The sequence below is a fragment of the Burkholderia stabilis genome (genome assembly GCF_001742165.1).
Classification (GTDB): Bacteria; Pseudomonadota; Gammaproteobacteria; order Burkholderiales; family Burkholderiaceae; genus Burkholderia; species Burkholderia stabilis.
This window is the reverse complement of sequence record NZ_CP016442.1, coordinates 118,518-141,447: the sequence shown is the minus strand read 5'-3', so window position 1 is coordinate 141,447 and position 22,930 is coordinate 118,518. Positions and strand designations below refer to the sequence as shown.

The following is a 22,930-nucleotide window of genomic DNA, read 5'->3' as shown; positions in this document are numbered from 1 at the left end:
ATAATACATCAATTATTGAATCAATGGCAATGCCGCTTATGCTGGATCAAGCCTGCGTGGCTTGACTTTCAAGACAGTTGCTCACGCAGCGCGGCGCATCGGCCGGCACGCCGATCAAGATGGCCGGCGTACCGCATCACGCGGTCGAACAGTATCTGGCGAAGCTCGTGAAGATGGGCGAATCGGTCGCGATCTGCGAGCAGATCGGCGATCCGGCCACGTCGAAAGGCCCGGTCGAGCGCAAGGTCGTGCGCGTCGTCACGCCCGGCACGCTGACCGATGCCGCGCTGCTGTCCGACAAGAACGACGTCTACCTGCTCGCGATGTGCACGGGCCACAACAAGCGCGGCGTCGCGGTCAACATCGGCCTCGCGTGGCTGAACCTCGCCAGCGGCGCGCTGCGGCTCGCCGAAATCGAACCCGAGCAGCTCGGCGCTGCGCTTGAGCGCATCCGGCCGGCCGAAATCCTGACGGCGGACGGCGCGACCGACACCGTGCCGGCCGGCACGGGCGCGGCCAAGCGCGTGCCGGCGTGGCACTTCGACATCGCGTCGGGCACGCAGCGCCTGTGCGATCAGCTCGATGTCGCAGGCCTCGACGGCTTCGGCGCACATTCGCTGACGAGCGCCTGCGGCGCGGCCGGCGCGCTGCTGCTCTATGCGGCGGCCACGCAAGGCCAGCAACTGCGGCACGTGCGCAGCCTGAAAGTCGAGAACGAAACCGAATACATCGGGCTCGATCCGGCCACGCGCCGCAACCTCGAACTGACCGAGACGCTGCGCGGCACCGAATCGCCGACGCTGTATTCGCTGCTCGACACCTGCTGCACGACGATGGGCAGCCGTCTGCTGCGCCACTGGCTGCATCACCCGCCGCGCGCGTCGGTCGCCGCGCAATCGCGCCAGCAGGCAATCGGCGCACTGCTCGACGCGCCGGCGAGCGCAAGCCTCGACTCGCTGCGCAGCGCGCTGCGCCAGATCGCCGACGTCGAACGAATCACCGGGCGTCTCGCGTTGTTGTCCGCGCGCCCGCGCGACCTGTCGAGCCTGCGCGACACATTCGCCGCGCTGCCGGCGCTGCGTGAGCGCATCAGCGCAATCGTCGCGAACGCGGACGCGCTCACGCGCGTCGACGCCGCGCTCGCACCACCCGCCGAATGCCTCGACCTGCTGACGAGCGCGATTGCGCCGGAACCGGCCGCCATGGTGCGCGACGGTGGCGTGATCGCACGCGGCTACGACGCCGACCTCGACGAACTGCGCGACATCTCGGAAAACTGCGGACAGTTCCTGATCGATCTCGAAGCGCGCGAACGCGCGCGCACCGGCATCGCGAACCTGCGCGTCGAATACAACAAAGTGCACGGCTTCTACATCGAAGTCACCCGCGGCCAGACCGACAAGGTGCCCGACGATTACCGCCGTCGCCAGACGCTGAAGAACGCCGAGCGTTACATCACGCCCGAACTGAAGACGTTCGAGGACAAGGCACTGTCCGCGCAGGAACGCGCGCTGGCCCGCGAGCGCGCGCTGTACGACGCGGTGCTGCAGGCGCTGCTGCCTTTCATCCCCGAGTGCCAGCGCGTCGCGTCGGCGCTCGCCGAGCTCGACCTGCTCGCCGCATTCGCCGAGCGCGCCCGTGCGCTCGACTGGGTCGCGCCGACCTTCACCGACGAGATCGGCATCGAAATCGAACAGGGCCGCCACCCGGTCGTCGAAGCGCAGGTCGAACAGTTCATCGCCAACGACTGCCGGTTCGGCCCCGAGCGCAAGCTGCTGCTGATCACCGGCCCGAACATGGGCGGTAAGTCGACGTTCATGCGGCAGACCGCGCTGATCGCGCTGATGGCTTACGTCGGCAGCTACGTGCCGGCGAAGTCGGCCTGCTTCGGCCCGATCGACCGGATCTTCACGCGCATCGGCGCGGCCGACGATCTCGCGGGCGGCCGCTCGACGTTCATGGTCGAGATGACGGAGGCCGCGGCGATCCTCAACGACGCGACGCCGCAAAGCCTCGTGCTGATGGACGAGATCGGCCGCGGCACGTCGACGTTCGACGGCCTCGCGCTCGCGTGGGCGATCGCGCGTCACCTGCTGGCGCACAACGCCTGCTACACGCTGTTCGCGACGCACTACTTCGAGCTGACGCAACTGCCGGGCGAATTCCCGCAAGCGGCCAACGTCCACCTGTCGGCCGTCGAGCACGGCCACGGCATCGTGTTCCTGCACGCGGTCAACGAAGGCCCGGCGAACCAGAGCTACGGCCTGCAGGTCGCGCAGCTCGCGGGCGTCCCGGCGCCCGTGATCCGTGCGGCGCGCAAGCACCTCGCCTATCTCGAACAGCAATCGGCGACGCAGCACACGCCGCAACTCGACCTGTTCAGCACGCAGCCGATAGCCACCGACGATCTCGAATGCGCAGATGCGCCCACGCTGCCCGACACGCCGCATCCGGCGCTCGACAAGCTGCGCGACATCGATCCCGACGATCTCAAACCGCGCGAGGCGCTCGACCTGCTGTACGAACTGCGCACGCTGGTCAGGTCGCACGATGCCGACGGGCACGCGTAAGCGCATTGCGTCGGGCCTGCGGGCCCGCACCGCCGCCGCGCTCGTCGCGATGGCGCTTGCGCTCGCACAGGCCGGCGCGCTGGCCGCGCCGCCGAAGCGCACCACCACGCCCTACTCGTTCGCGGTCGTGTCGGGCGTCATCAACGTGCCGGCGGATGAGCCAGCCGCGCAGCGGCTGCTCGACGCGATCGCGCGCGAGCGCAACCTCGCTTTCGTCGTCTATGCGGGCGATCTCAAGGGCTCGAAGGAAGCGTGCCGCGACGCGCTGTATTCGGCGCGCGGGGCGATCCTGGATTCGGCACGCGTGCCGCTCGTGTTCATCCCCGGCCACGACGACTGGGTAAGCTGCAATACCGCGGCCGGCGGCGGCTACGATCCGGTCGAGCGGCTCGACTTCCTGCGGCAGACCCTCCTCGCCGATTCAGCGCTGCCCGACCCCGGCGCGCTGCAGATCACGCGGGAAAGCGAAGTTGCACGCTTCCGCCCGTATCGCGAGAACGCACGCTGGATGCGCGACGACATCGTCTACGTCGCGCTCAACGCACCGGCGCCGAACAATCATTTCCTGACGGCCGGCGGCCGCAACGGCGAATTCGAGGACCGCATCATCGCGAACGGTTTCTGGATCGACCACGCGGCCGAATATGCGAAGCGGCGCGAGGCGCGCGCGATGGTGGTCATTTTCGAAGGTGATCCGCAGTTCGAACGCTATGAACGCGCGGAACGCTTCGCATGGCTGCGTTTCAACCGGCCGCGCGTACGCGACGGCTTCCGGGAACTGAAACGAACGCTGGTGAAGGCGGCGGCGACGTTCCGCGGCCCGATACTGGTGATGCACGCAAGCGGCGAACCGCTGGCGAACGGTTTTCTGATCGACCGTCCGCTGCGTACCGACGACGGTGAGCTGGTAGGAAACGTGACGCGTGTCGCGATCGGACCGCGCCATCCGGTGAATCAATGGGTGAAGGTGAACGTGTCGCCGGCACGACAGACGATCTTCAACGTGAGCCTGCAGGAGGTGCCGAAGAACCTGCCTGTGCCGCCCGCGCTGCCGGTCGTGCCGCACGACGACGTCCCGCTGCCCCAGATGCCGGAAATCCCCGCGTTGCCGGCGCTGCCCGACTCGTCGTCGGTCGCGCCGCCGCTGCAGGGTGATGGTGCCGCGCCGGGCAGTGCGCCGCCCCCTGCATCAGGGCCGGCGCCTGGTCTGCCCGCGAGCTCAGTGCAGGGTGCGCCCTGACGGCGATTCGCCGTCTTCGTCTTCGTCCTCGTCGACGATCTCGAGCCCTTCCGCGCCGTGCGCGTGCTCATGCTCGATTTCGTCTTCGGTTGCTTCGCGAACGTCCTTCACCGTGAGCGCGAAACGCAGCGCCATGCCTGCCAGCGGGTGATTGCCATCGAGCACGACCTTGTCTTCGGCGACGTCGGTGACCGTGTAGATCAGTGAATCGACTTCCTCGTCACCGTCTTCCGGCGTGCCTTCGAACTGCATGCCCACTTCCAGCGGCTCGGGGAAACGATCGCGCGGCTCGACCTTCACGAGTTCGGGATCGTAGTCGCCGAACGCGTCTTGCGGCTCGAGCTGAATCTGCGCCTGGTAGCCCGGCTCCTGGCCGTCGAGCTGTTCCTCGATCTTGGGGAACGTGCCATCATAGCCGCCGTGCAGATAGACCATCGGCTCGTCGCTTTCCTCGATCAGATTGCCCTGTGCATCCGACAGCTTGTAAGTGACCGACACGACGGTGTTTTTTGCGATTTTCATCCAATTCTCCCAAATACAAGTCTCATTATACGATGCGCAACCGGTCTCAAGCCGAACCGCGGGATGCCGCTGCCGCCCCGCTCGGCGCGCCGCCTTCCGATCTTCCCACACCGCTGCTCGGCGGCCTTACGCCAGCGCAATTCATGCGTCGCTACTGGCAGAAGAAGCCGCTCCTGATCCGCCAGGCGATTCCCGGCGTCGCGTCGCCGGTCACGCACGATGCACTGTTCGAGCTGGCAGCGGACTATGACGCGGAATCGCGACTGATCACCCATTTTCGTAACAAGTGGCAACTGGTGCACGGCCCCTTCGAGCCGGGCTCGCTGCCTGCCGTCGCGCGCAAGTCCTGGACCCTGCTCGTGCAGGGGCTCGACCTGCACGTCGATGCGGCACGCGCGCTGCTCGACCGCTTCCGCTTCATCCCCGACGCGCGCCTGGACGACCTGATGATCTCGTATGCGACGGACGGCGGCGGCGTCGGCCCGCATTTCGATTCGTATGACGTATTCCTGCTGCAGGTCGAAGGCCGGCGCCGCTGGCGCGTCGGTGCGCAAAAGGACCTGTCGCTGCAGCCGGACGTCCCGCTGAAGATCCTCGAAAACTTCGAGCCGAGCGACGAATGGGTACTGGAGCCCGGCGACATGCTTTACCTGCCGCCGCACATCGCACACGACGGCGTCGCCGAAGGCGAATGCATGACCTGTTCGATCGGCTTCCGGGCCCCGTCCGCCGGCGAGCTGGGTGCGCAGTTCCTGTACTATCTCGCGGAGCGCGGCGGCCTGCGCGACGGGGGCGGCGACGATCTCTACCGCGATCCGAAGCAGCCGGCCGTCGATACACCCGCCCAGCTGCCTCCGGCAATGGTCGAGCGCGTCGCCGAGATCGTCGACGCCATCCGCTGGCGCAAACGCGACGTCTCCGAGTTCCTCGGTTGTTACCTGAGCGAGCCCAAACCGAGCGTCGTATTCGATCCGCCGGCACGCCCGCTGTCCGAGGCCGCCTTCGTCACGCAAGCGTCACGCCGTGGCGTGTGTCTCGACAGAAGGGCCGCATTGATGTATAACGCGCGCTCGTACTTCATTAATGGCGAGGAAGGACCGCTCGAGCAAGCCGGCGAATGGCTGCCCGAACTGGCCAATCAACGCTATATGGAGGCGAAACGGTTTGTAACACTATCCCGGGTCCCCTCGATGACAGCCTTGTTGCACGAGTGGTATTGTGCGGGCTGGATACGGGTCGGAAACCGGAATTAGTGTGAGTCGCCCCGTATGCCCGTACGGATCAAATTCTGTATGGGAAAGACAACGTATTGACCCCGCATTTGTCGACGGTCGATAGGAAAGTGCATATAATTTCCGCCCAAGCCGTAGGGAAGATTCACGCTCTAGAAGTGCATCTCCACCAGCGGCCCAGGTCGGTGTTGGAGCACATTACCGGTATTGTTTCGCGCTGTTGCTTACCTTTAACCATAAAAGGACGTGATCATGAAGAAATCCCTCCTCGTAGCTTCCCTGTTGGCTGCTGTTGCACTGGCTGCTTGCAACAAGAGCGCTGATCAAGCTGCTTCGTCGGCTGCAAGCGACGCGGCTGCTGCTGCTTCGACGGCTGCTTCGGCAGTTGCTGGTGCAGCGAGCGACGCTGCTGCCGCTGCTTCGTCGGCAACGGCTGCTGCGAGCGACGCTGCTGCTGCAGTGGCGTCGGCTGCTTCGGCAGCGACGGCTGCTCCGGCTTCGGGCGCAAGCCAGTAAGCCTCAGCGTCAGCTGAAAAAAACCGGCCCGAGGGCCGGTTTTTTTACGTCTGCGGTTTCCGGATCGATCGCCCGGCCGCCGCACCGGGCCGCCCCAGCGGCCCTGCCCCGCTCATCCGAGCGTCAGCCAGTCGAACCCCGCGTCCTGCGTGGCCACGACCACGTCCTCTCCGCTCGTCCCCAGTACGCCGGCAAACGCCTGGCGGGCCAGTTCCGGCAGGTTGTTCTGCTGGCTCAGGTGCGCCGCGACCAGGTGCTGGAGACGGCTGCGCTCGAGCGACGCGAGGATGTCGGCCGCCGCGTCGTTGCTCAGGTGGCCGTGGTTGCCGCCGATCCGCGCCTTCAGCGACTGCGGATAGCGGCTCGCGGCCAGCATGGCGGTGTCGTGGTTGGATTCGAGCATCAACGCGTCACAGCCGCTCAGGACGGCCGTGATGTGCGGCGTGGCCATTCCGACGTCCGTCAGCACGCCGAGCCGGCGGCAGCCGTCCATAAAGACGAACTGGAGCGGCTCTCGCGCATCGTGAGGGACCGTATAGGGCATGACGGCAAGATCGCGTATCGCGGCCGTCTCGTCGCCCCACAACACGTGGAGGTCGACATCGGCCTCGTCCGCGCCCACTGCGCGCGCGGTACCCCAGCTCATGTAGAGCGGCAGCGACGCACGGCGCGCGAGTGTCAGCGCACTGCCGACGTGGTCGCTGTGTTCATGGGTGATGAGAATCGCATCGAGGTCCCCGATGCCGAGATTCAGTCGGCCGAGCCTGCGCTCGACCTCTTTGGCGGAAAAGCCGCAGTCGAGCAGCACGCGGGTGGTCGTCGTGCCGCTCGAGGCCTCGACGACCAGCGCGTTACCTTCGCTGCCGCTTCCGAGGCTGGCGAATCGCACGCGCTCAGTTCAGCTGCGCGTGCAGCAGCGAAATGATCCGCTGCGCATCCGACGAGTTGTCGACCTGGCCATTTGCGCCGACCACCGCGACCTGCGTGCCGCCGGCGCCTTGTGCGCGCACGTTGACCAGGAATTCCTTGCCCGGCTTGGCCGCCGACGGGCCGCCGTAGAACAGCTTGCCGAACAGGCCGTCACGCTTGAGTTCTTCCATCGAATTCGCGTAGCGCACGGTATACACGCCCTTCTCGCGGTCGCGATTGTCGACCGTGAAGTTCGTGCGGTCGAGCGCGAGGCCCACGCGCAGCCATGCACGGTCGAACGACTCGGCCAGCTGCAGCGTCGCAGCGCCGCTGCTCGTATCGGTGACCTGCGCCGGCGCCGTCGCGGGACGCGCATCGGTCAGCAACTGCTTCGCCTGCGCATCGGTCAGGCCGAATTTCTGCATCAGCTTCGACAGGAACACGGCTTCGAGCACCGGGTTGCGCGGACGCTCTTCCCAGCGCGACGACGTGCCGCCCTGCGGGCCGACCATCATTTCCTCCATCGCGCTGTGCGTGATCGAGATGTCGGTGTTGCCGTCAGACGTGCGGTTCACGAGCGTACGGAAGCGGTCGCGCGTACCGGACGAGTACGCAAAATCGATGACCTTGCCGATCGTGCGGCGGAACCAGTCGTCGGGAATGTTCGCGCGGTTCTCGGCCCAGTCGGTGGCCATGATGCCCGTCGACGGCGCGTCGGTCTTCAGCGAGAAGCCGTTCTCCTGCCAGAACTCCTTCAGGATCGGCCACAGCTGCTCGGGCGTGCGACCATCGACGACGAGCCAGCGGCGATCGCCGTCACGCTCGATATGCATGCCGAGCGGATCCTGCGCGTTCGGGGTGCCGTCGGTTGCGTTGCCGGCCTGCGTGATGGCCCGCGGCGGCAGCGTGCCGAGCCCTGCGTTGGTCGGCGGCGCGACGAACTGCTGGGTCGTCGGCACGGGCTTCAGGTCGCTCGGTACCGCGAGCGGCGGCGCCGAGCCGGTGTTCTTGTAGTTGACCCGATCAGGGGCCAGATAGTCGTTCAGCGTATCGCAGCCGGCGAGCGCGCCCAGCGCCAGCGCCACCACCGACATCTGGATGGCGCGAGAGGAAAAGGCGAAACGTTTCATGAAATCCTTCGTCTTGCTAGAACGCTCGTCAGGAGCGGCGCCGGACGGAGCCGGCCGGTGCGGGTTGATCAGGGGTCGAGCCGGCGGCCGCAGGACGCGGCCGCCTCGGCATCAGGCGAGGACGCCGGCTTCGACGAGGGCCGAACGCACGGCATCGTGGCAGCGCTCGTCGAGCGCCGTGAGCGGCAACCGGATGCCGCCCTGCATCTTGCCCATCGCCTGCAGTGCCCACTTCACCGGAATCGGGTTCGCTTCGATGAACAGGTTCTTGTGCAGCGACAGCAGCTTCATGTGCAGCTCACGGGCCGTCTTCACGTCGCCGGCCAGCGCGGCGCGGCACAGCTCGCTCATCGCGCGCGGCGCAACGTTCGCCGTCACCGAGATGTTGCCGTGGCCGCCGAGCAGCATCAGCGCGATCGCGGTCGGATCGTCGCCGCTGTAGATCGCGAAATGCTTCGGCGCCGCCTTGATCAGCTGCGCGGCGCGATCGATGTTGCCCGTCGCTTCCTTCACGCCGATGATGCCCGGCACCTGCGCGAGGCGCAGCGTCGTCTCGTTCGCCATGTCGGCGACCGTGCGGCCCGGCACGTTGTACAGGATCACCGGCAGGTCGACCGCTTCGGCGATCGTCTTGAAGTGACGGTACATGCCTTCCTGCGTCGGCTTGTTGTAGTACGGCACGACCTGCAGCGTCGCGTCCGCGCCGACCGCCTTCGCGTGCTTCGTCAGCTCGATCGCCTCGGCGGTCGAATTGCCGCCCGCGCCCGCGATGATCGGGATGCGTTTCGCCGCATGCTCGACCGCCGTGCGGATCATCAGGATGTGCTCTTCGACGTTGAGCGTTGCCGACTCGCCGCTCGTACCGACCACGACGAGCGCATCGGTGCCTTCCGCGATGTGCCAGTCGATCAGTTTGCGAAACGCCGGCAGGTCGAGACTGCCGTCTTCGAGCATCGGGGTGACGATCGCGGGGATGCTGCCGCGGATTTGAATGCCGTCTTGGGTGCCGTTAGCCATGAAACGCGATGAGATTATGTACCGGTAAACATTGAGATTGTAGCGGATTAGCCGGGCAGTTCGTAACGTGGAATTCCCGCCCCCGCCTTCGGGGTCGCGCCCTCGCGCACTGCGCTAAGACGCTGGACAAATGCCTCGCGCGGCGTGGCGACGAAACCGTCCTCGTACGCAACCACCCGCAAGCGGCCGTGCACGGCGTTCAGCAGCTCGCCCGGAGCGAGCAGGAACGCGGGGTTGGACGGTTTGCCGACCGTTTCGTTTCCTTGCGCGAAAGTTTCGTAGATGAGCACGCCGCCCGGCGCCACCGCATCGAGCAGATGGGGCCAGAGCGGACGATGCAGATAATGCGTGACGACCACGGCCGCAAAGCGTTCGCCGGCCGGCAGCGGCCACGGCGCGCCTTCGAGATCGGCGTCGCGGGCATCGACGCCCGGAATCGCACGCAATGCGGCCAGCGCGGCCGGATCGCGATCGAGCGCGACGACCGGATGCCCTTGCGATGCGAACCAGCGCGCATGGCGGCCGCCGCCCGCGGCAACGTCAAGCACCGCGCCGCCTGCCGGAACGAGCCGCGACCACCGGGCGACCCAGCGCGACGGCTCGGCCTGTGCGACGTGGCCGCCCGCGGCGGCGATGACGGATTCGCTCATGCGGTCGGATCAGTTGTACGACAGGCCCATCGCGTCGCGCACGTCGCGCATCGTTTCCGTCGCGTACTTGCGCGCCTTGTCGCAACCGTCCGCAACGATCGCGCGCAGCAACGAAGGATCGTCCATGTACTTCTGCGCGCGCTCGAGCATCGGCTGCTGCTCGCGCAGGATGCCTTCGACGACCGGTTGCTTGCAGTCGAGGCAGCCGATGCCCGCCGAGCGGCAGCCCTTCTGCACCCACTCGTGCGTCGCTTCGTCCGTATAGACCTGGTGCAGCTGCCACACCGGGCACTTGTCGGGGTCGCCCGGATCGGTGCGGCGCACGCGCGCGGGATCGGTCGGCATCGTGCGGACCTTCTTCGTGATCGTCTCGGCGTCTTCACGCAGGCCGATCGTGTTGCCGTACGACTTGGACATCTTCTGCCCGTCGAGGCCCGGCATCCGGGATGCTGCGGTCAGGAGCGCCTGCGGCTCGACGAGGATGATCTTGCGCGCGCCTTCGAGATAGCCGAACAGGCGCTCGCGATCGCTCATCGACAGGCTCTGCGATTCCTGCAGCATCGCGCGCGCCTGTTCGAGCGCCTCGTCGTCGCCCTCCTGCTGATACGCGTTGCGCAGTTCGTGGTACAGCTTCGCGCGCTTGCCGCCGAGCTTCTTCGCCGCTTCGAGCGCCTTCTCCTCGAAGCCGGGCTCACGGCCGTACAGGTAGTTGAAGCGGCGCGCGATTTCGCGCGTCATCTCGACGTGCGGCACCTGATCCTCGCCGACCGGCACGAGCGAGCCGCGATACAGCAGGATGTCGGCCGCCATCAGCACCGGATAACCCAGGAAGCCGTAGGTCGACAGATCCTTGTCCTTCAGCTTCTCCATCTGCTCCTTGTAGGTCGGCACGCGTTCGAGCCAGCCGAGCGGCGTGCTCATGCCGAGCAGCAGCGCGAGCTCGGCGTGTTCGGGCACCTTGCTCTGGATGAACAGCGTCGCCTGGGCCGGATCGATACCGGACGCGAGCCAGTCGATCAGCACGTCCCACACGTTCTTCTCGATGACCTCGGGAGTCTCGTAGTGCGTCGTCAGCGCATGCCAGTCGACGACGCAGAAGAAGCACGGGTACTCGGACTGCAGCTTCACCCAGTTTTTCAGCACGCCGTGGTAATGACCGAGGTGCAGCGACCCGGTGGGTCGCATGCCGGAGAAAATACGTTCTGGGAACATGATTGTCGTTAGAAAAGCGAGGCGAATGGGGACAGGATGGCGCTCAGGACCGCGTAGCCGACATTGACGAGCGGACGCAGCCAGAAATTCGTCAGCACGCCCGTCGCGACCAGCGCGAGGACGATGATGAAACCGTACGGCTCGATGCGCGACAGCGCGATCGATTGCTTCGGCGGCAGCAGCGCCGCCAGGATGCGGCCGCCGTCGAGCGGCGGCAGCGGAAACAGGTTCAGCACGCCGAGCACGAGGTTCGCACTGACGCCGGCGAACGCCATCCGCGTGAAGAACGGCTCGTCGATGCCGACGGCAGGAAGCACGAGGGTCAGCACACCCCAGATCAGCGCCTGCACGAAGTTGCAGGCCGGGCCTGCGAGCGATACCCACAGGCTGCCCCAGCGCGGATCGCGCAGGTTGCCGAACGAAACCGGCACCGGCTTCGCATAGCCGAACAGGAATGCGCCGCCCGTCAGGAAATACATCGCGAGCGGGATCGCGATCGTGCCGATCGGATCGATGTGGCGCATCGGATTGAACGACACGCGCCCCATCATGTAGGCGGTGTTGTCGCCGAGCAGGCGGGCGGCGTAGCCGTGCGCGGCCTCGTGCAGCGTAATCGCGAAGATCACGGGCAGCGCGTAGACGGCGATGGTCTGTATCAGGGAAGCATCCATATCGCGTTATTGTAACAAGCGCACTCGCGCAAAAAATGGAACGGCGCGCGCTTACGCGGCCGAAAGTCCGAACGGCTCGAGCGCGCCGCGCCCCGCGCGCACGAGTTCCGGCTCGTCGCCCGTCAAGTCGATCACCGTCGACGGTTCGCGCGGGCATGCGCCGCCGTCGATCACGAGGTCGACCTGTTTCTCGAGCCGCGTGCGGATTTCTTCGGGATCGTTGAGCGGCTCGTCGTCCGGCGGCAGGATCAGCGTCGTGCCGAGCAGCGGCTGGCCGAGCGACTCCAGCAGCGCGAGCGTGATCGCGTGATCGGGCACGCGCAACCCGATCGTCTTGCGCGACGGGTGCGACAGCCGGCGCGGCACTTCCTTCGTCGCCTGCAGGATGAAGACGTACGGGCCCGGCGTCACCGACTTGATCTGCCGGTACTGACGGTTGTCGACCATCGCGAAGTTGGCGAGCTCCGACAGGTCGCGCACGAGCAGCGACAGGTGCTGCTTCTCGTCGAGGCCGCGAATGCGGCGCACACGCTCGACCGCATCCTTGTCGTCGAGATGGCACGCGAGCGCATAGCTCGAATCGGTCGGCATCGCGATCACACCGCCCTTGCTGACGATCTCCACGGCCTGCTTGATCAGGCGCGGCTGCGGATTATCCGGGTGAATCCTGAAGAACTGGGACATGGGAACACGTAAAGAGGGGTAAGTCGAATGCGCGTGACGGCGCGCAACTCGGGCGGCAGGCAGCCGCCGGACGTCAGAGCCAGCGCTCCCAGACCGGCGTCAGGTCGGATGGCAACGACGGCAAGCCGCCGAGCTCGACACGGCCCTCGCCCGGCGCGTGGAAATCCGAGCCGCGCGACACTTCGAAGCCGAAGCGGCGCGCAACGTCCGCGTATTCGCGGTACTGGTCAGGCGTGTGGCTGCCCGTGACGACTTCGATCGCGCGACCGCCCAGGTCGATGAATTCGCCGAAGAATGCGTCGAATTCGACGGGCGTATAGCGATAACGGCCCGGATGCGCGACCACCGCTTCGCCGCCCGCCGCACGAATCCAAGCGACCGCGTCGGGCAGCGTCGCCCAGCGATGCGGGACGAAGCCGGGCTTGCCATCGCCGAGCAGGCGGTCGAACACGTCGGACGTCGACTCGGCGTGGCCGTTCTCGACGAGGAAGCGCGCGAAATGCGTTCGCGAAATCAGGTCGGGATTCGATACGTATTTGAGCGCGCCTTCGTACGCGCCCGGAATGCCGAGCGTCGCGAGCTGCTCGCCGATCGCCACCGCGCGCGCCGCGCGGCCGTGCCGCGTGCGGTACAGGCCGTCGACGAGCGCCGGGTTCGCGGGATCGATGTTCAGGCCGACGATGTGCACGGTGCGCGACGCCCACGTGACCGAAATTTCGACGCCGCTCAGGTAGCGCATGCCAAGCGCTTCCGCCTCGCTGCGCGCCGCCGCCTGGCCGCCGATCTCGTCGTGGTCGGTCAGCGCCCACAGGGTCACGCCGCCGGCATGGGCGCGGCGCGCGACGTCGGCAGGCGACAGCAACCCGTCGGAAACATTCGAATGGCAGTGGAGATCGGCGTTCATTGTAGGCATGGCAGGTAAGGCTTCATTCTACTGCAACGCGGCAATTCCGCCGCCGGCCTGCCCCGCCGCCGCCGCCGCGCGCTTACGCGCAGAACGCCTCGATCAGCGCCGCGATCTGCTCGGGCTGGTCGTGATGCACCATGTGGCCGGCGTCCTCGACGAGCTTCTCGCGCCAGTCGGGGAACGCGTTGAAACGCGCCTTGAATTCCGGCAGCGGGATATCGCCGGCAATGTGCGCGAGCGTCGGCGAATTGACGGCCTCGACGTGCAGCACCTTCGCGCGCACCTGCGCCCAGGTGGCCATCACTTCGTCGAGCCGGTACAGCAGCGGGCCCGGCATCTTGTGCGCGGGGTCGGCCAGCAGATGGTAGAGGCCGTCGTCGCCGCGCTTCGACCAGTGCTCGGCGAGAAACGCGGCGCGGCGCGGATCGAGCCGCGGATTGGTCTTGATCAGGCGCGCCGCCACCTCGTCGAGGGACGCGTAAGGCCGCAGCGCGGGCGGCTCGCGCAGCTCGTCCAGCCAGCTGCGCAGCCGGCGCGGCGCCTGTTCGGCCCGCGCGGGCGCGAGCCCGAAACCCTCGAGGTCGACTACGCGCCGCACGCGTTCCGGCCGCGCGCCGGCATACAGGCACACGACGTTCGCGCCCATGCTGTGCCCGACCAGGTTGACTTCGCCGGTCGGCGCATAGTGGTCGACGAGCGTATCGAGATCGCCCAGGTATTCATGGAACCAGTAGTGACCGCCGCCCTGCCGTGCGACCGGCCAGTCTGACAGCCCGAAGCCCCGCGCATCGGGCGCGATCACCTGCCAGTCGCCCGCGAGCGCATCGACGACGAACTGGAATGACGCCGCGACGTCCATCCAGCCGTGCAGCATGAACAGCGTCGGCGCATCGGGCCGGCCCCAGCGCCGCACATGCAGTCGGACGCCGCGCACCATGACGAAATCGGAAACAGAACTCGAGGCACTCATCGCAGCCGCCAAAAAAAGAATGATCGTTCGATTATAGCGGCGGCGCCTGCGTTCCGGCGGTCGGCGGCCCGAGACACGTCTCTAGCGACGGGGGCCCGACAGCTTGCGAGGGCGCGCGGTTGGCCCGGCGCCTGAGGCGGTGGGCGGTGGGCAACGCAGCCTGCCGCACCCCGGCTAGCGCCCGGCGTTTCCGTCCGCCCTGTCCTGCGCTGCCAGTTCGTCGAGTTCAGCCTGCTCGAATCCGGCATCGCGACGCGCATCGAAATTGAACGGGCCGCGCAGCCGCGGCGCATGGTACTGCTCGGCGAGCTGCCGGTATGCCGGCACGGGATCGCGCCCGGCCTCGTCGCACAAATGCCGGAACCAGCGGTTGCCGATCGCGACATGCCCGATCTCGTCGCGCAGGATCACGTCGAGAATCGCGGCCGATGCATCGTCGCCCGCCTGCACGAGCCGCGCGCGGATCGGCGGCGACGCATCGAGCCCTCGGGCTTCGAGCGTGCGCGGTACGAGCGCCATGCGCGCGAGCGGATCGCCCTTGGTCCGCTCGCACATCTCCCACAGCCCGTTGTGCGCGGGAAAATCGCCGTACGCATGCCCGAATGCCGCGAGGCGATCGTTCAACAGCGTGAAGTGATAGGCCTCCTCGGCCGCGACCTTCAGCCAGTCCGCGTAGAACGCGTCCGGTTGGCCCGCGAAGCGCCAGACCGCGTCGAGCGCCAGATTGATCGCGTTGAATTCGATATGCGCGATCGCGTGCAGCAGCACGGCGCGCCCTTCGGGCGAACGCATGCTGCGCCGCTCGAGCTGGCGCGGCTCGACGAGCGGCGGGCGCGCCGGGCGACCGGGCAAATCAGCCGGTTCGGCCAGTTCGAGCGACGGTGCGATCACGGCCTGCCCGGCCCGCAGCGCGTCGTACAGCGCGCGCACCTGCGCGGCCTTGGCCGCGGGTTCCGGCGCACGCAGCGCGTCGAGCGCGGCGCGGCGCACGCAGGCCGGCACATTGCCGAAAGAAGAAGACACCAGACTCATAAACGGGGACACCCACCCTGTACGCACATCGCGGGAGCATACGCACGCGACGGTTTACAATATGCGATTGTTCCGCGGCGCAATGCGCCGGGCCAACCAGACGCGCCATTCTACCGGCGCCCATTATCAAAGAGACAAGGAGACTCCGTGACGATCTACAAGCTGGGCGATACGGCCCCGACGATCCACGAAAGCGTGTTCGTCGCCGATACGGCGGCCATCATCGGCAAGGTCGTGCTCGAGGAAAACGCGAGCGTCTGGTTCGGCGCGACGATTCGCGGCGACAACGAAACGATTGCCGTCGGCGCCGGCAGCAACGTCCAGGAAGGCGCGGTACTGCACACGGACCCCGGCTTTCCGCTGACGATTGCCGAAAACGTGACGATCGGGCACCAGGCGATGCTGCACGGCTGCACGATCGGCGAAGGTTCGCTGATCGGTATTCAGGCGGTGGTCTTGAATGGAGCAGTCATCGGCCGCAACTGTCTGGTTGGCGCCGGCGCGGTCGTGACGGAAGGCAAGACGTTCCCGGACAATTCGCTGATTCTCGGCGCACCGGCGAAAGTCGTGCGCGAGCTGTCGGCCGAAGACATCGCCCGGCTGCGCACGAACGCGAAGACGTACGTCGAGCGGCGTGCGCATTTCAAGGAGCAACTCGTGCGGATCGGCTGATTCGCACGGATTTCAAGGAAGAAGAGTGAGCGACCAGTTACAGAAATTCATGTTCAATGCGGCGCCCGTGCGCGGCGAGATCGTCTCGCTGCGCAATACGTGGCAGGAAGTGCTCGCCCGCCGCGACTACCCTGCCCCCGTGCGCACGGTGCTCGGCGAGATGATGGCCGCGTGCGCGCTGCTGTCCGCGAACCTGAAATTTCACGGCACCCTGATCATGCAGATCTTCGGCGACGGGCCGGTCCAGATGCTGGTCGTCCAGTGCGGCTCCGATCTGGCGATGCGGGCCACCGCGAAGTTCTCCGGCGACTCGGCGCAAACGATCGGCGACGACACGAGCTTCGCGTCGCTCGTCAACGCGAGCGGCCACGGCCGTTGCGTGATCACGCTCGATCCGGCCGACAAGCTGCCGGGCCAGCAGCCGTATCAGGGCATCGTCCCGCTGAACGGCGTCGACGGGCCGCTCGAATCGGTGTCGCAGGTACTCGAGCACTACATGCATCACTCGGAGCAGCTCGACACGCGGCTGTGGCTCGCGGCCGATCGCGACCGCGCGGTCGGCATGCTGCTGCAGAAGCTGCCGGGCGACGGCGGCATTGTGCCGCGCAACGCCGAAACCGATATCGACACGTGGGAGCGCGTCTGCACGTTGGGCGGCACGCTGTCCGCGAAGGAGCTGCTCGAGGTCGAACCGGAAGTCGTGTTCCGCCGGCTGTTCTGGCAGGAAAACGTGCAGCACTTCGAGCCGGCCGGCACGCGCTTCCAGTGCTCGTGCTCGCGCGAGAAGGTCGGTGCGATGCTGCGCATGCTCGGCCGTGACGAAGTCGACAGCGTGATCGTCGAGCGCGGCCACGTCGAAATCCACTGCGAGTTCTGCAACCAGCGCTACGAATTCGATCCGGTCGACGTCGCGCAGTTGTTCGCGTCGCCCGCGCTCGAAACCGGCATTGCGCCGGCAACCGACCAGCGTCACTGAGCGGTGCGCATCGTGCCCGCTGCATGGGCACGGGCGCATAATGACGCACGAGCGTCGCACGCATGGCTCCGGCGCCGAAGGCTCGGCCTTCGGCGCAAGCCGCTTCCCGTCGTCGGCGCGCTGCAGGAGAAACACATGAATCGCCCTTTCCGCTTCATCATCCTGACGAGCATTGCCGCCGGCACGCTCGCGCTCGCCGGCTGCGCGGTGCCGCCGCCGTCTTCCACGATCCTGAGCCGCCTGCCCGAACCGGGCGCGTCGAATGGCCAGCCGCCGGTGCTGTCGAGCGCCGAACGCAAGCGCTACGACGAGATCGATCGGCAGGTGCTGCGCGAACAGAACGACGCGATGGCCGCCGAGGCAGCCGCGCGCGCGTGGGCCTATTACTCGCCGCCACCCGTGACCGTCTACGGCGGCTATTACGGCGGATGGGGAAATCGCTGGGGAACGGGCGTCAGCTACGGCTACCCGGGCTGGTGGTGGTGAGCGTGCATCGCACGCCCGATTGAACACCGGCAGGAAATAAAAAAGCGCGGCATTTCCCGCGCTTTTTTAATGGATTCGAGCTGCCGCGCTCAGTGATGTGCAGCCTTGCCTTTGTCGCCGCCGTGATGCCGCGACGGCTTCGCGATCGACTGTGGATTCGGCACGACCCGCACCGGCGCCGCAGAGACGGCACCGCGCGTCGACGTGTTCGACGGCGTGTTGTTCAGCGGCCCGGCCGGCGCATTCGGCGACACAAACTGCACGAATACTTCACCGTCCTTCACCATGCCCATCTCGTAGCGCGCGCGCTCCTCGATGGCCGCGGTGCCACTCTGCAGATCCTGCACTTCGCCTGCGGTCCGCTCGTTGCGCAGCTTCTCGTCCGCATTTTTCTGGAGCTGGTCGTTGAGCTGCTGACGCAATTCATGCACCCGCAGCCAGCCGCCGTGTCCCCACCATAGGGGGTACTGAATGAGCGCCAGCAAGACAATCAGGACGACAGTGACAAGCCGCATGTAAGAGACGCAGATATAAGAAGCGCCGCTCCGCGCACATGCGCAGAGCGGCGTCGATATGACAAACCCGATAGTAGCGCGTTAGCGCAGGTTATAGAAAGCCGATTTACCCGGGTAGCTCGCGATGCCGCCGAGATCTTCCTCGATGCGCAGCAGCTGGTTGTACTTCGAGATACGGTCGCTGCGCGACAGCGAACCCGTCTTGATCTGACCGGCATTCAGGCCGACCGCGATGTCCGCGATCGTCGAGTCTTCCGTTTCGCCCGAGCGGTGCGAGATCACGGCCGTGTAGCCCGCGCGCTTCGCCATTTCAATCGCCGCGAACGTTTCGGTCAGCGTACCAATCTGGTTGATCTTGATGAGGATCGAGTTGGCGATGCCCTTCTCGATGCCTTCCTTCAGGATGCGCGTGTTCGTGACGAACAGGTCGTCGCCGACGAGCTGCACCTTCTTGCCGAGGCGGTCGGTCAGCAGCTTCCAGCCTTCCCAGTCGCTTTCGTGCATGCCGTCTTCGATCGACACGATCGGGAACTTGTCGGCGAGCGTCGCGAGGTAGTCGGTGAATTCGGCCGACGACAGTTGCAGGCCTTCGCCCGCGAGCTGGTACTTGCCGTCGTGGTAGAACTCGGATGCCGCGCAGTCGAGCGCGAGCAGCACGTCTTCGCCCGCGCGATAGCCGGCCTTCTCGATCGCCTGGAGGATCGTCGACAGGCACTCGTCGTTGCTGCCGAAGTTCGGCGCGAAGCCGCCTTCGTCGCCGACTGCCGTGCTCATGCCGCGGTCGCTCAGGATCTTCTTCAGTGCGTGGAACACTTCCGCGCCGCAACGCAGGGCTTCACGGAACGTCGGCTGGCTGACCGGGACGATCATGAATTCCTGGATGTCGAGGCTGTTGTTCGCGTGCGCGCCGCCGTTGACGATGTTCATCATCGGCACCGGCAGTTGCATCGCGCCCGAACCGCCGAAATAGCGGTACAGCGGCAGGCCGGCTTCTTCTGCCGCAGCCTTCGCGACGGCCATCGACACGGCCAGCATCGCGTTCGCGCCGAGGCGCGACTTGTTGTCGGTGCCGTCCAGCTCGAGCAGCGTCTTGTCGAGGAACGCCTGTTCCGACGCGTCGAGGCCCATGATGGCTTCGGAGATTTCGGTGTTGATGTGCTCGACTGCCTTCAGCACGCCCTTGCCGTTGTAGCGGCCGGCTTCGCCGTCGCGCAGTTCGATCGCTTCACGCGAGCCCGTGGACGCGCCCGACGGCACCGCCGCGCGGCCCATCGTGCCCGATTCGAGCAGCACGTCGCATTCGACGGTGGGGTTGCCGCGCGAATCCAGAATCTCGCGGCCGATGATATCTACGATTGCACTCATGGGTTTCCTCTGAGAATGACGATGGATTCTTCAAACTGCGACGGCGTGCGTGCCGGAACCGCTTTCGCTACAGACGCGCGAAGCCGTCGCAAGGTTCATTCGATCTTTAATTGAAATCGTTTTCCAGGAACGGATTGCGCTTCACCGCCTGGTCGAGCGTGACGAGGGTCTCCAGCAGCGCGCCCATCCGGTTCAACGGCACCGCGTTCGGGCCATCGGATTTCGCCTCGGCCGGATTCGGATGCGTTTCCATGAAGAGGCCCGCAACGCCCGTCGCGACCGCCGCACGTGCGAGCACCGGCACGAATTCGCGCTGACCGCCCGAGCTCGTGCCCTGCCCGCCCGGCAGCTGCACCGAGTGGGTCGCGTCGAATACGACGGGAGCGTTCGTCTCGCGCATGATCGCGAGCGAGCGCATGTCCGACACGAGGTTGTTGTAGCCGAACGAGACACCGCGCTCGCACGCCATGAAACGGTCGTCCGACAGCCCCGCTTCACGCGCCGCGTCGCGCGCCTTGTCGATCACGTTCTTCATGTCGTGCGGCGCGAGGAACTGGCCCTTCTTGATGTTGACGGGCTTGCCCGAGCGCGCGCACGCCTGGATGAAATCGGTCTGGCGGCACAGGAACGCGGGCGTCTGCAGCACGTCGACGACCGACGCGACCTGCTCGATCTCGTCGATCGAATGCACGTCGGTCAGCACCGGCAGGCCGAGCTGGCGCTTCACCTCGGACAGGATCCGCAGGCCCTCGTCCATTCCGAGGCCGCGAAACGACTTGCCCGAGCTGCGGTTCGCCTTGTCGTACGACGACTTGTAGATGAACGGAACGTTCAGCTTCTCGCAGATCTCCTTCAGGCGGCCCGCCGTGTCGATCGTCATTTGCTCCGATTCGACGACGCAGGTACCCGCGATCAGGAAGAAAGGCTTGTCGAGACCGACCTCGAAATCGCAAAGCTTCATGCTTACACTCCGCGCGCTTGCTTGTTGGCGAGCGCGGCTTCGACGAACGACTTGAAGAGGGGATGACCGTCACGCGGCGTGGACGTGAATTCCGGGTGGAACTGGACGCCGACGAACCACGGGTGCATCGAACGCGGCAGCTCCATCATTTCCGGCAGATCCTCGCTCGGGGTACGGGCGCTGATGATAAGGCCGCCGGCTTCGAGCTGGGGCACGAAGCGGTTATTGACTTCATAACGGTGGCGATGGCGTTCGTTCACGTCCTTGCCATAGATTTCTTCGGCCATCGTGCCCGGCTTGATCGGGCAGCGCTGCGAGCCGAGGCGCATCGTGCCGCCAAGATCGGACTCTTCAGTGCGCGTCTCGACCTTGCCTTCGCGGTCGTGCCATTCGGTGATCAGCGCGACCACGCGTTCCGGCGTATCCGCATCGAATTCCGTGCTGTTCGCCTGCTTCAGACCGACGACATCGCGCGCGAATTCGATCACCGCGAGCTGCATGCCGAGGCAGATGCCGAGATACGGCACCTTCGCTTCGCGCGCATAGCGGATCGCCGCGATCTTGCCTTCCGTGCCGCGACGGCCGAAACCGCCCGGCACCAGCACGGCGTCGAGGTGCTTCAGGCTGTCGACACCGTTCGCCTCGATCTCTTCCGAGTCGATGTACTCGATGTTGACCTTGGTCGACGTATGCAGCGACGCGTGGCGCAGCGCTTCGATCAGCGACTTGTACGACTCCGTCAGGTCGACATACTTGCCGACCATGCCGATCGTCACTTCGTGCTTCGGGTTCTCGAGCTTTTCGACGAGCGCCGACCACATGCTCAGGTCGGCTTCCTTCGGCGACAGCTTCAGCTCCTCGCAAATGATGCGGTCGAGGCCCTGGTCGTGCAGCATCTGCGGAATCTTGTAGATGCTGTCGGCGTCCCACACCGAGATCACGGCGTCTTCCGGCACGTTCGAGAACATCGAGATCTTCTTCGATTCGTCGTCGGGGATGCGGCGATCCGCACGGCACAGCAGCACGTGCGGCAGGATGCCGATCTCGCGCAGCTTCTGCACGCTGTGCTGGGTCGGTTTCGTCTTCAGCTCGCCGGCCGTCGCGACGTACGGCACCAGCGTCAGGTGCACGAAGCACGCGCTGTTGCGGCCGAGGCGCAGGCTCATCTGGCGCGCAGCCTCGAGGAACGGCAGCGACTCGATGTCGCCGACCGTGCCGCCGATCTCGACGATCGCGACATCCGGCTCGCCGCAGGTGGCCGACGCGGCCCCGCGCTCGATGAACGCCTGGATTTCGTTCGTGATGTGCGGGATGACCTGCACGGTCTTGCCGAGATAGTCGCCGCGGCGTTCCTTGCGGATCACCGATTCGTAGATCTGGCCGGTCGTGAAGTTGTTGGCCTTGCGCATCTTCGTGCTGATGAAGCGCTCATAGTGGCCGAGGTCGAGGTCGGTCTCCGCTCCGTCTTCCGTCACGAACACTTCGCCGTGCTGGAACGGGCTCATCGTGCCGGGGTCGACGTTGATGTAGGGATCGAGTTTGAGGAGGGTGACTTTCAGACCGCGCGATTCGAGGATCGCGGCGAGGGAAGCGGCGGCAATACCCTTGCCAAGGGAAGAAACTACGCCGCCGGTGACGAAAACATATTTGGTCATCGCTGGATGCTCGCGGGAAAAACGGATTATACCGTAAAGCCCGCCCTTTTCTCAGCAACTGACGCGATGATCGCGCCCTTTCGCGCCGACCCGCGCTGGCCGGGCAAACCGGCCGGCCGGTGCGGCCGGGCCCGCCCGGCGAAGCGTCAGGCGCGCTTCGCGAGCGGGGCAGCGCCCGGCGAAACGTCGCCCTCCGCCGCCTTCAGCGAATTCAGCATCCGCTGCAATGCGCGGGCGGTTTCGAGCGGCCGCTCCATCGGGAACAGGTGGCTGCCCTCGAGCCATTCGACGCGCCCGCGCGCAGCCCGCCGCGTCGCATCGAGCCCGACCTGGCGCACCTCGCGCGAACGCGTGCCGGCGAGAAAGCCGAGCGGCACCGGCGCGCCGTGCGCAAGCCGCGGGCCGAGCGTGTGCGGCAAGGTCCGGTAGATCAGGTATTCGACCTGCCGGTCGAACGCGAGCGCGCGTTCGCCATCGGCGCCGGCCTGCGGAATGCCGTAGTCGATGTAGTCGGCGAGCATCCGCTCGTCCCAGCGCGCGAACGCCGGCTTCTCGCGGAAGTGCCGCCAGACTTCGTCGCGGCTCACCCAGCGCGTGCGCCGGTTGCGCGTCGCGGCGGCCGGCGACAGCCGCTCGTCGAGCCCCGCCCACTGGCTCGCGCGCAACGCGCCGGCGCGCCAGCCGGCGATGATCGGCGAATCGATCATCACCACGCCGCGCACCCATTGCGGCTTCTTCAGCGCGGCCATCAGCGACAGGTAACCGCCGAGCGAATGGCCGACGAGCCAGACGGGGCGCTCGTAGCGGCTGCCGATGTCGTCGAGCAGTTGCTCGACGAGATGCGGCCAGTCGCGCGTCACCGGGTAGCGGCGGTCGTGGCCGATCCGTTCGATGTAGCGCAGCTCGTAGTCGTCGGCCAGTTCGGCGAAGATCGTCCGGTACGTCGACGCCGGAAAGCCGTTCGCATGCGAGAAGTGGAGGATGTCCTTCAAACGCCGATGTCTCCTTGTTCTACCGGGCCGCGCTTCGGCACATTGC

At 66.3% G+C, this 22,930-nt stretch carries 23 protein-coding genes and 1 pseudogene; 8 read left to right on the top strand and 16 right to left on the bottom strand.

All coding sequences use genetic code 11. The features are described from left to right. Positions 1-80 precede the first annotated feature (80 nt). A pseudogene (gene mutS, locus BBJ41_RS00595) lies at positions 81-2,570 on the top strand (DNA mismatch repair protein MutS); the annotation flags it as partial. Beyond that, complete coding sequence (locus tag BBJ41_RS00590; RefSeq protein ID WP_069744860.1) at positions 2,551-3,810, top strand: hypothetical protein; 1,260 nt, start codon at positions 2,551-2,553, stop codon at positions 3,808-3,810. The pseudogene mutS and the gene BBJ41_RS00590, both read left to right, overlap by 20 nt. On the opposite strand, the gene BBJ41_RS00585 is transcribed toward BBJ41_RS00590, so the two are convergent. Next, a complete protein-coding gene (locus tag BBJ41_RS00585; RefSeq protein WP_069744859.1) occupies positions 3,790-4,332 on the bottom strand; it encodes an FKBP-type peptidyl-prolyl cis-trans isomerase in 543 nt (180 codons plus the stop codon). The genes BBJ41_RS00590 and BBJ41_RS00585 overlap by 21 nt on opposite strands. Before the next feature lie 32 nt (positions 4,333-4,364). On the opposite strand from BBJ41_RS00585, the gene BBJ41_RS00580 reads away from it, so the two are divergent. The 3 genes from BBJ41_RS00580 to BBJ41_RS40140 are packed head-to-tail and all read left to right on the top strand — an operon-like array spanning position 4,365 to position 6,080. After that, entirely contained in the window at positions 4,365-5,585 is a 1,221-nt protein-coding gene (locus tag BBJ41_RS00580; protein ID WP_069744858.1) for a cupin domain-containing protein, read from the top strand. A 56-nt stretch (positions 5,586-5,641) separates the two neighbouring features. Beyond that, positions 5,642-5,887, top strand: coding sequence for a hypothetical protein (locus BBJ41_RS41975; protein ID WP_075122947.1), 246 nt, complete (start codon positions 5,642-5,644; stop codon positions 5,885-5,887). Beyond that, entirely contained in the window at positions 5,817-6,080 is a 264-nt protein-coding gene (locus tag BBJ41_RS40140; protein ID WP_034195863.1) for a hypothetical protein, read from the top strand. Before BBJ41_RS41975 ends, BBJ41_RS40140 begins: the two co-directional genes overlap by 71 nt. Positions 6,081-6,192: 112 nt before the next feature. Here the strand turns inward: BBJ41_RS40140 and BBJ41_RS00575 are convergent, their stop codons facing one another. The 10 genes from BBJ41_RS00575 to BBJ41_RS00530 all read right to left on the bottom strand — a co-directional run bounded on the left by BBJ41_RS00575 (position 6,193) and on the right by BBJ41_RS00530 (position 15,262). Next, positions 6,193-6,969, bottom strand: coding sequence for an MBL fold metallo-hydrolase (locus tag BBJ41_RS00575; protein WP_069744857.1), 777 nt, complete (start codon positions 6,967-6,969; stop codon positions 6,193-6,195). 4 nt (positions 6,970-6,973) lie between these two features. Next, complete coding sequence (gene bamC / locus BBJ41_RS00570; protein WP_069744856.1) at positions 6,974-8,119, bottom strand: outer membrane protein assembly factor BamC; 1,146 nt, start codon at positions 8,117-8,119, stop codon at positions 6,974-6,976. A gap of 111 nt (positions 8,120-8,230) precedes the next feature. Then, positions 8,231-9,136, bottom strand: a complete 906-nt coding sequence (dapA, locus tag BBJ41_RS00565) for a 4-hydroxy-tetrahydrodipicolinate synthase (protein WP_048248727.1) — start codon at positions 9,134-9,136, stop codon at positions 8,231-8,233. A gap of 47 nt (positions 9,137-9,183) precedes the next feature. Continuing rightward, entirely contained in the window at positions 9,184-9,786 is a 603-nt protein-coding gene (locus BBJ41_RS00560) for a class I SAM-dependent methyltransferase (RefSeq protein WP_069744855.1), read from the bottom strand. Positions 9,787-9,795: 9 nt separating this feature from the next. Continuing rightward, entirely contained in the window at positions 9,796-10,998 is a 1,203-nt protein-coding gene (locus BBJ41_RS00555; RefSeq protein WP_069744854.1) for a tryptophan--tRNA ligase, read from the bottom strand. A gap of 8 nt (positions 10,999-11,006) precedes the next feature. Further along, positions 11,007-11,669, bottom strand: a complete 663-nt coding sequence (locus BBJ41_RS00550) for a site-2 protease family protein (protein ID WP_069744853.1) — start codon at positions 11,667-11,669, stop codon at positions 11,007-11,009. Between the two features lie 51 nt (positions 11,670-11,720). Continuing rightward, positions 11,721-12,353, bottom strand: a complete 633-nt coding sequence (locus BBJ41_RS00545; RefSeq protein ID WP_069744852.1) for an L-threonylcarbamoyladenylate synthase — start codon at positions 12,351-12,353, stop codon at positions 11,721-11,723. A gap of 73 nt (positions 12,354-12,426) precedes the next feature. Further along, positions 12,427-13,257, bottom strand: a complete 831-nt coding sequence (locus BBJ41_RS00540; protein ID WP_069744851.1) for a 3',5'-nucleoside bisphosphate phosphatase — start codon at positions 13,255-13,257, stop codon at positions 12,427-12,429. Positions 13,258-13,339: 82 nt separating this feature from the next. Further along, positions 13,340-14,230: an alpha/beta fold hydrolase gene (locus tag BBJ41_RS00535; protein WP_069744850.1), complete on the bottom strand. Its 891-nt coding sequence runs from the start codon at positions 14,228-14,230 to the stop codon at positions 13,340-13,342. A gap of 174 nt (positions 14,231-14,404) precedes the next feature. Beyond that, positions 14,405-15,262: a ferritin-like domain-containing protein gene (locus BBJ41_RS00530; RefSeq protein ID WP_069744849.1), complete on the bottom strand. Its 858-nt coding sequence runs from the start codon at positions 15,260-15,262 to the stop codon at positions 14,405-14,407. A gap of 147 nt (positions 15,263-15,409) precedes the next feature. On the opposite strand from BBJ41_RS00530, the gene BBJ41_RS00525 reads away from it, so the two are divergent. The 3 genes from BBJ41_RS00525 to BBJ41_RS00515 all read left to right on the top strand — a co-directional run bounded on the left by BBJ41_RS00525 (position 15,410) and on the right by BBJ41_RS00515 (position 17,396). Next, on the top strand, positions 15,410-15,934 hold the full coding sequence (locus tag BBJ41_RS00525) for a gamma carbonic anhydrase family protein (protein ID WP_069744848.1): 525 nt from the start codon (positions 15,410-15,412) through the stop codon (positions 15,932-15,934). A 25-nt stretch (positions 15,935-15,959) separates the two neighbouring features. Further along, positions 15,960-16,910, top strand: coding sequence for an Hsp33 family molecular chaperone HslO (hslO, locus tag BBJ41_RS00520; protein ID WP_069744847.1), 951 nt, complete (start codon positions 15,960-15,962; stop codon positions 16,908-16,910). Positions 16,911-17,045: 135 nt separating this feature from the next. Continuing rightward, positions 17,046-17,396, top strand: a complete 351-nt coding sequence (locus BBJ41_RS00515; RefSeq protein WP_069744846.1) for a hypothetical protein — start codon at positions 17,046-17,048, stop codon at positions 17,394-17,396. Between the two features lie 89 nt (positions 17,397-17,485). Here the strand turns inward: BBJ41_RS00515 and ftsB are convergent, their stop codons facing one another. From ftsB to BBJ41_RS00490, 5 genes are all read right to left on the bottom strand, one after another. Beyond that, a complete protein-coding gene (gene ftsB / locus BBJ41_RS00510) occupies positions 17,486-17,911 on the bottom strand; it encodes a cell division protein FtsB (protein WP_069744845.1) in 426 nt (141 codons plus the stop codon). Between the two features lie 81 nt (positions 17,912-17,992). Continuing rightward, complete coding sequence (eno, locus tag BBJ41_RS00505; protein ID WP_069744844.1) at positions 17,993-19,276, bottom strand: phosphopyruvate hydratase; 1,284 nt, start codon at positions 19,274-19,276, stop codon at positions 17,993-17,995. Between the two features lie 106 nt (positions 19,277-19,382). Then, a complete protein-coding gene (gene kdsA, locus BBJ41_RS00500) occupies positions 19,383-20,237 on the bottom strand; it encodes a 3-deoxy-8-phosphooctulonate synthase (protein WP_069744843.1) in 855 nt (284 codons plus the stop codon). A 2-nt stretch (positions 20,238-20,239) separates the two neighbouring features. Continuing rightward, positions 20,240-21,892, bottom strand: coding sequence for a CTP synthase (locus BBJ41_RS00495; RefSeq protein WP_069744842.1), 1,653 nt, complete (start codon positions 21,890-21,892; stop codon positions 20,240-20,242). A gap of 146 nt (positions 21,893-22,038) precedes the next feature. Next, positions 22,039-22,884 carry an alpha/beta fold hydrolase gene (locus BBJ41_RS00490; RefSeq protein ID WP_069744841.1) on the bottom strand — a complete coding sequence of 282 codons (846 nt, stop codon included), beginning with the start codon at positions 22,882-22,884 and terminating at the stop codon, positions 22,039-22,041. Positions 22,885-22,930 lie beyond the last annotated feature (46 nt).

Excerpts from the sequence above, each read along its gene's own strand:
- BBJ41_RS00590 (WP_069744860.1), top strand. The coding sequence starts at position 2,551 with ATGCCGACGGGCACGCGTAAGCGCATTGCGTCGGGCCTGCGGGCCCGC.
- BBJ41_RS00585 (WP_069744859.1), bottom strand. The coding sequence starts at position 4,332 with ATGAAAATCGCAAAAAACACCGTCGTGTCGGTCACTTACAAGCTGTCG.
- BBJ41_RS00580 (WP_069744858.1), top strand. The coding sequence starts at position 4,365 with ATGCGCAACCGGTCTCAAGCCGAACCGCGGGATGCCGCTGCCGCCCCG.
- BBJ41_RS40140 (WP_034195863.1), top strand. The coding sequence starts at position 5,817 with ATGAAGAAATCCCTCCTCGTAGCTTCCCTGTTGGCTGCTGTTGCACTG.
- bamC (WP_069744856.1), bottom strand. The coding sequence starts at position 8,119 with ATGAAACGTTTCGCCTTTTCCTCTCGCGCCATCCAGATGTCGGTGGTG.
- dapA (WP_048248727.1), bottom strand. The coding sequence starts at position 9,136 with ATGGCTAACGGCACCCAAGACGGCATTCAAATCCGCGGCAGCATCCCC.
- BBJ41_RS00560 (WP_069744855.1), bottom strand. The coding sequence starts at position 9,786 with ATGAGCGAATCCGTCATCGCCGCCGCGGGCGGCCACGTCGCACAGGCC.
- BBJ41_RS00555 (WP_069744854.1), bottom strand. The coding sequence starts at position 10,998 with ATGTTCCCAGAACGTATTTTCTCCGGCATGCGACCCACCGGGTCGCTG.
- BBJ41_RS00550 (WP_069744853.1), bottom strand. The coding sequence starts at position 11,669 with ATGGATGCTTCCCTGATACAGACCATCGCCGTCTACGCGCTGCCCGTG.
- BBJ41_RS00545 (WP_069744852.1), bottom strand. The coding sequence starts at position 12,353 with ATGTCCCAGTTCTTCAGGATTCACCCGGATAATCCGCAGCCGCGCCTG.
- BBJ41_RS00540 (WP_069744851.1), bottom strand. The coding sequence starts at position 13,257 with ATGAACGCCGATCTCCACTGCCATTCGAATGTTTCCGACGGGTTGCTG.
- BBJ41_RS00535 (WP_069744850.1), bottom strand. The coding sequence starts at position 14,230 with ATGAGTGCCTCGAGTTCTGTTTCCGATTTCGTCATGGTGCGCGGCGTC.
- BBJ41_RS00530 (WP_069744849.1), bottom strand. The coding sequence starts at position 15,262 with ATGAGTCTGGTGTCTTCTTCTTTCGGCAATGTGCCGGCCTGCGTGCGC.
- BBJ41_RS00515 (WP_069744846.1), top strand. The coding sequence starts at position 17,046 with ATGAATCGCCCTTTCCGCTTCATCATCCTGACGAGCATTGCCGCCGGC.
- ftsB (WP_069744845.1), bottom strand. The coding sequence starts at position 17,911 with ATGCGGCTTGTCACTGTCGTCCTGATTGTCTTGCTGGCGCTCATTCAG.
- eno (WP_069744844.1), bottom strand. The coding sequence starts at position 19,276 with ATGAGTGCAATCGTAGATATCATCGGCCGCGAGATTCTGGATTCGCGC.
- kdsA (WP_069744843.1), bottom strand. The coding sequence starts at position 20,237 with ATGAAGCTTTGCGATTTCGAGGTCGGTCTCGACAAGCCTTTCTTCCTG.
- BBJ41_RS00495 (WP_069744842.1), bottom strand. The coding sequence starts at position 21,892 with ATGACCAAATATGTTTTCGTCACCGGCGGCGTAGTTTCTTCCCTTGGC.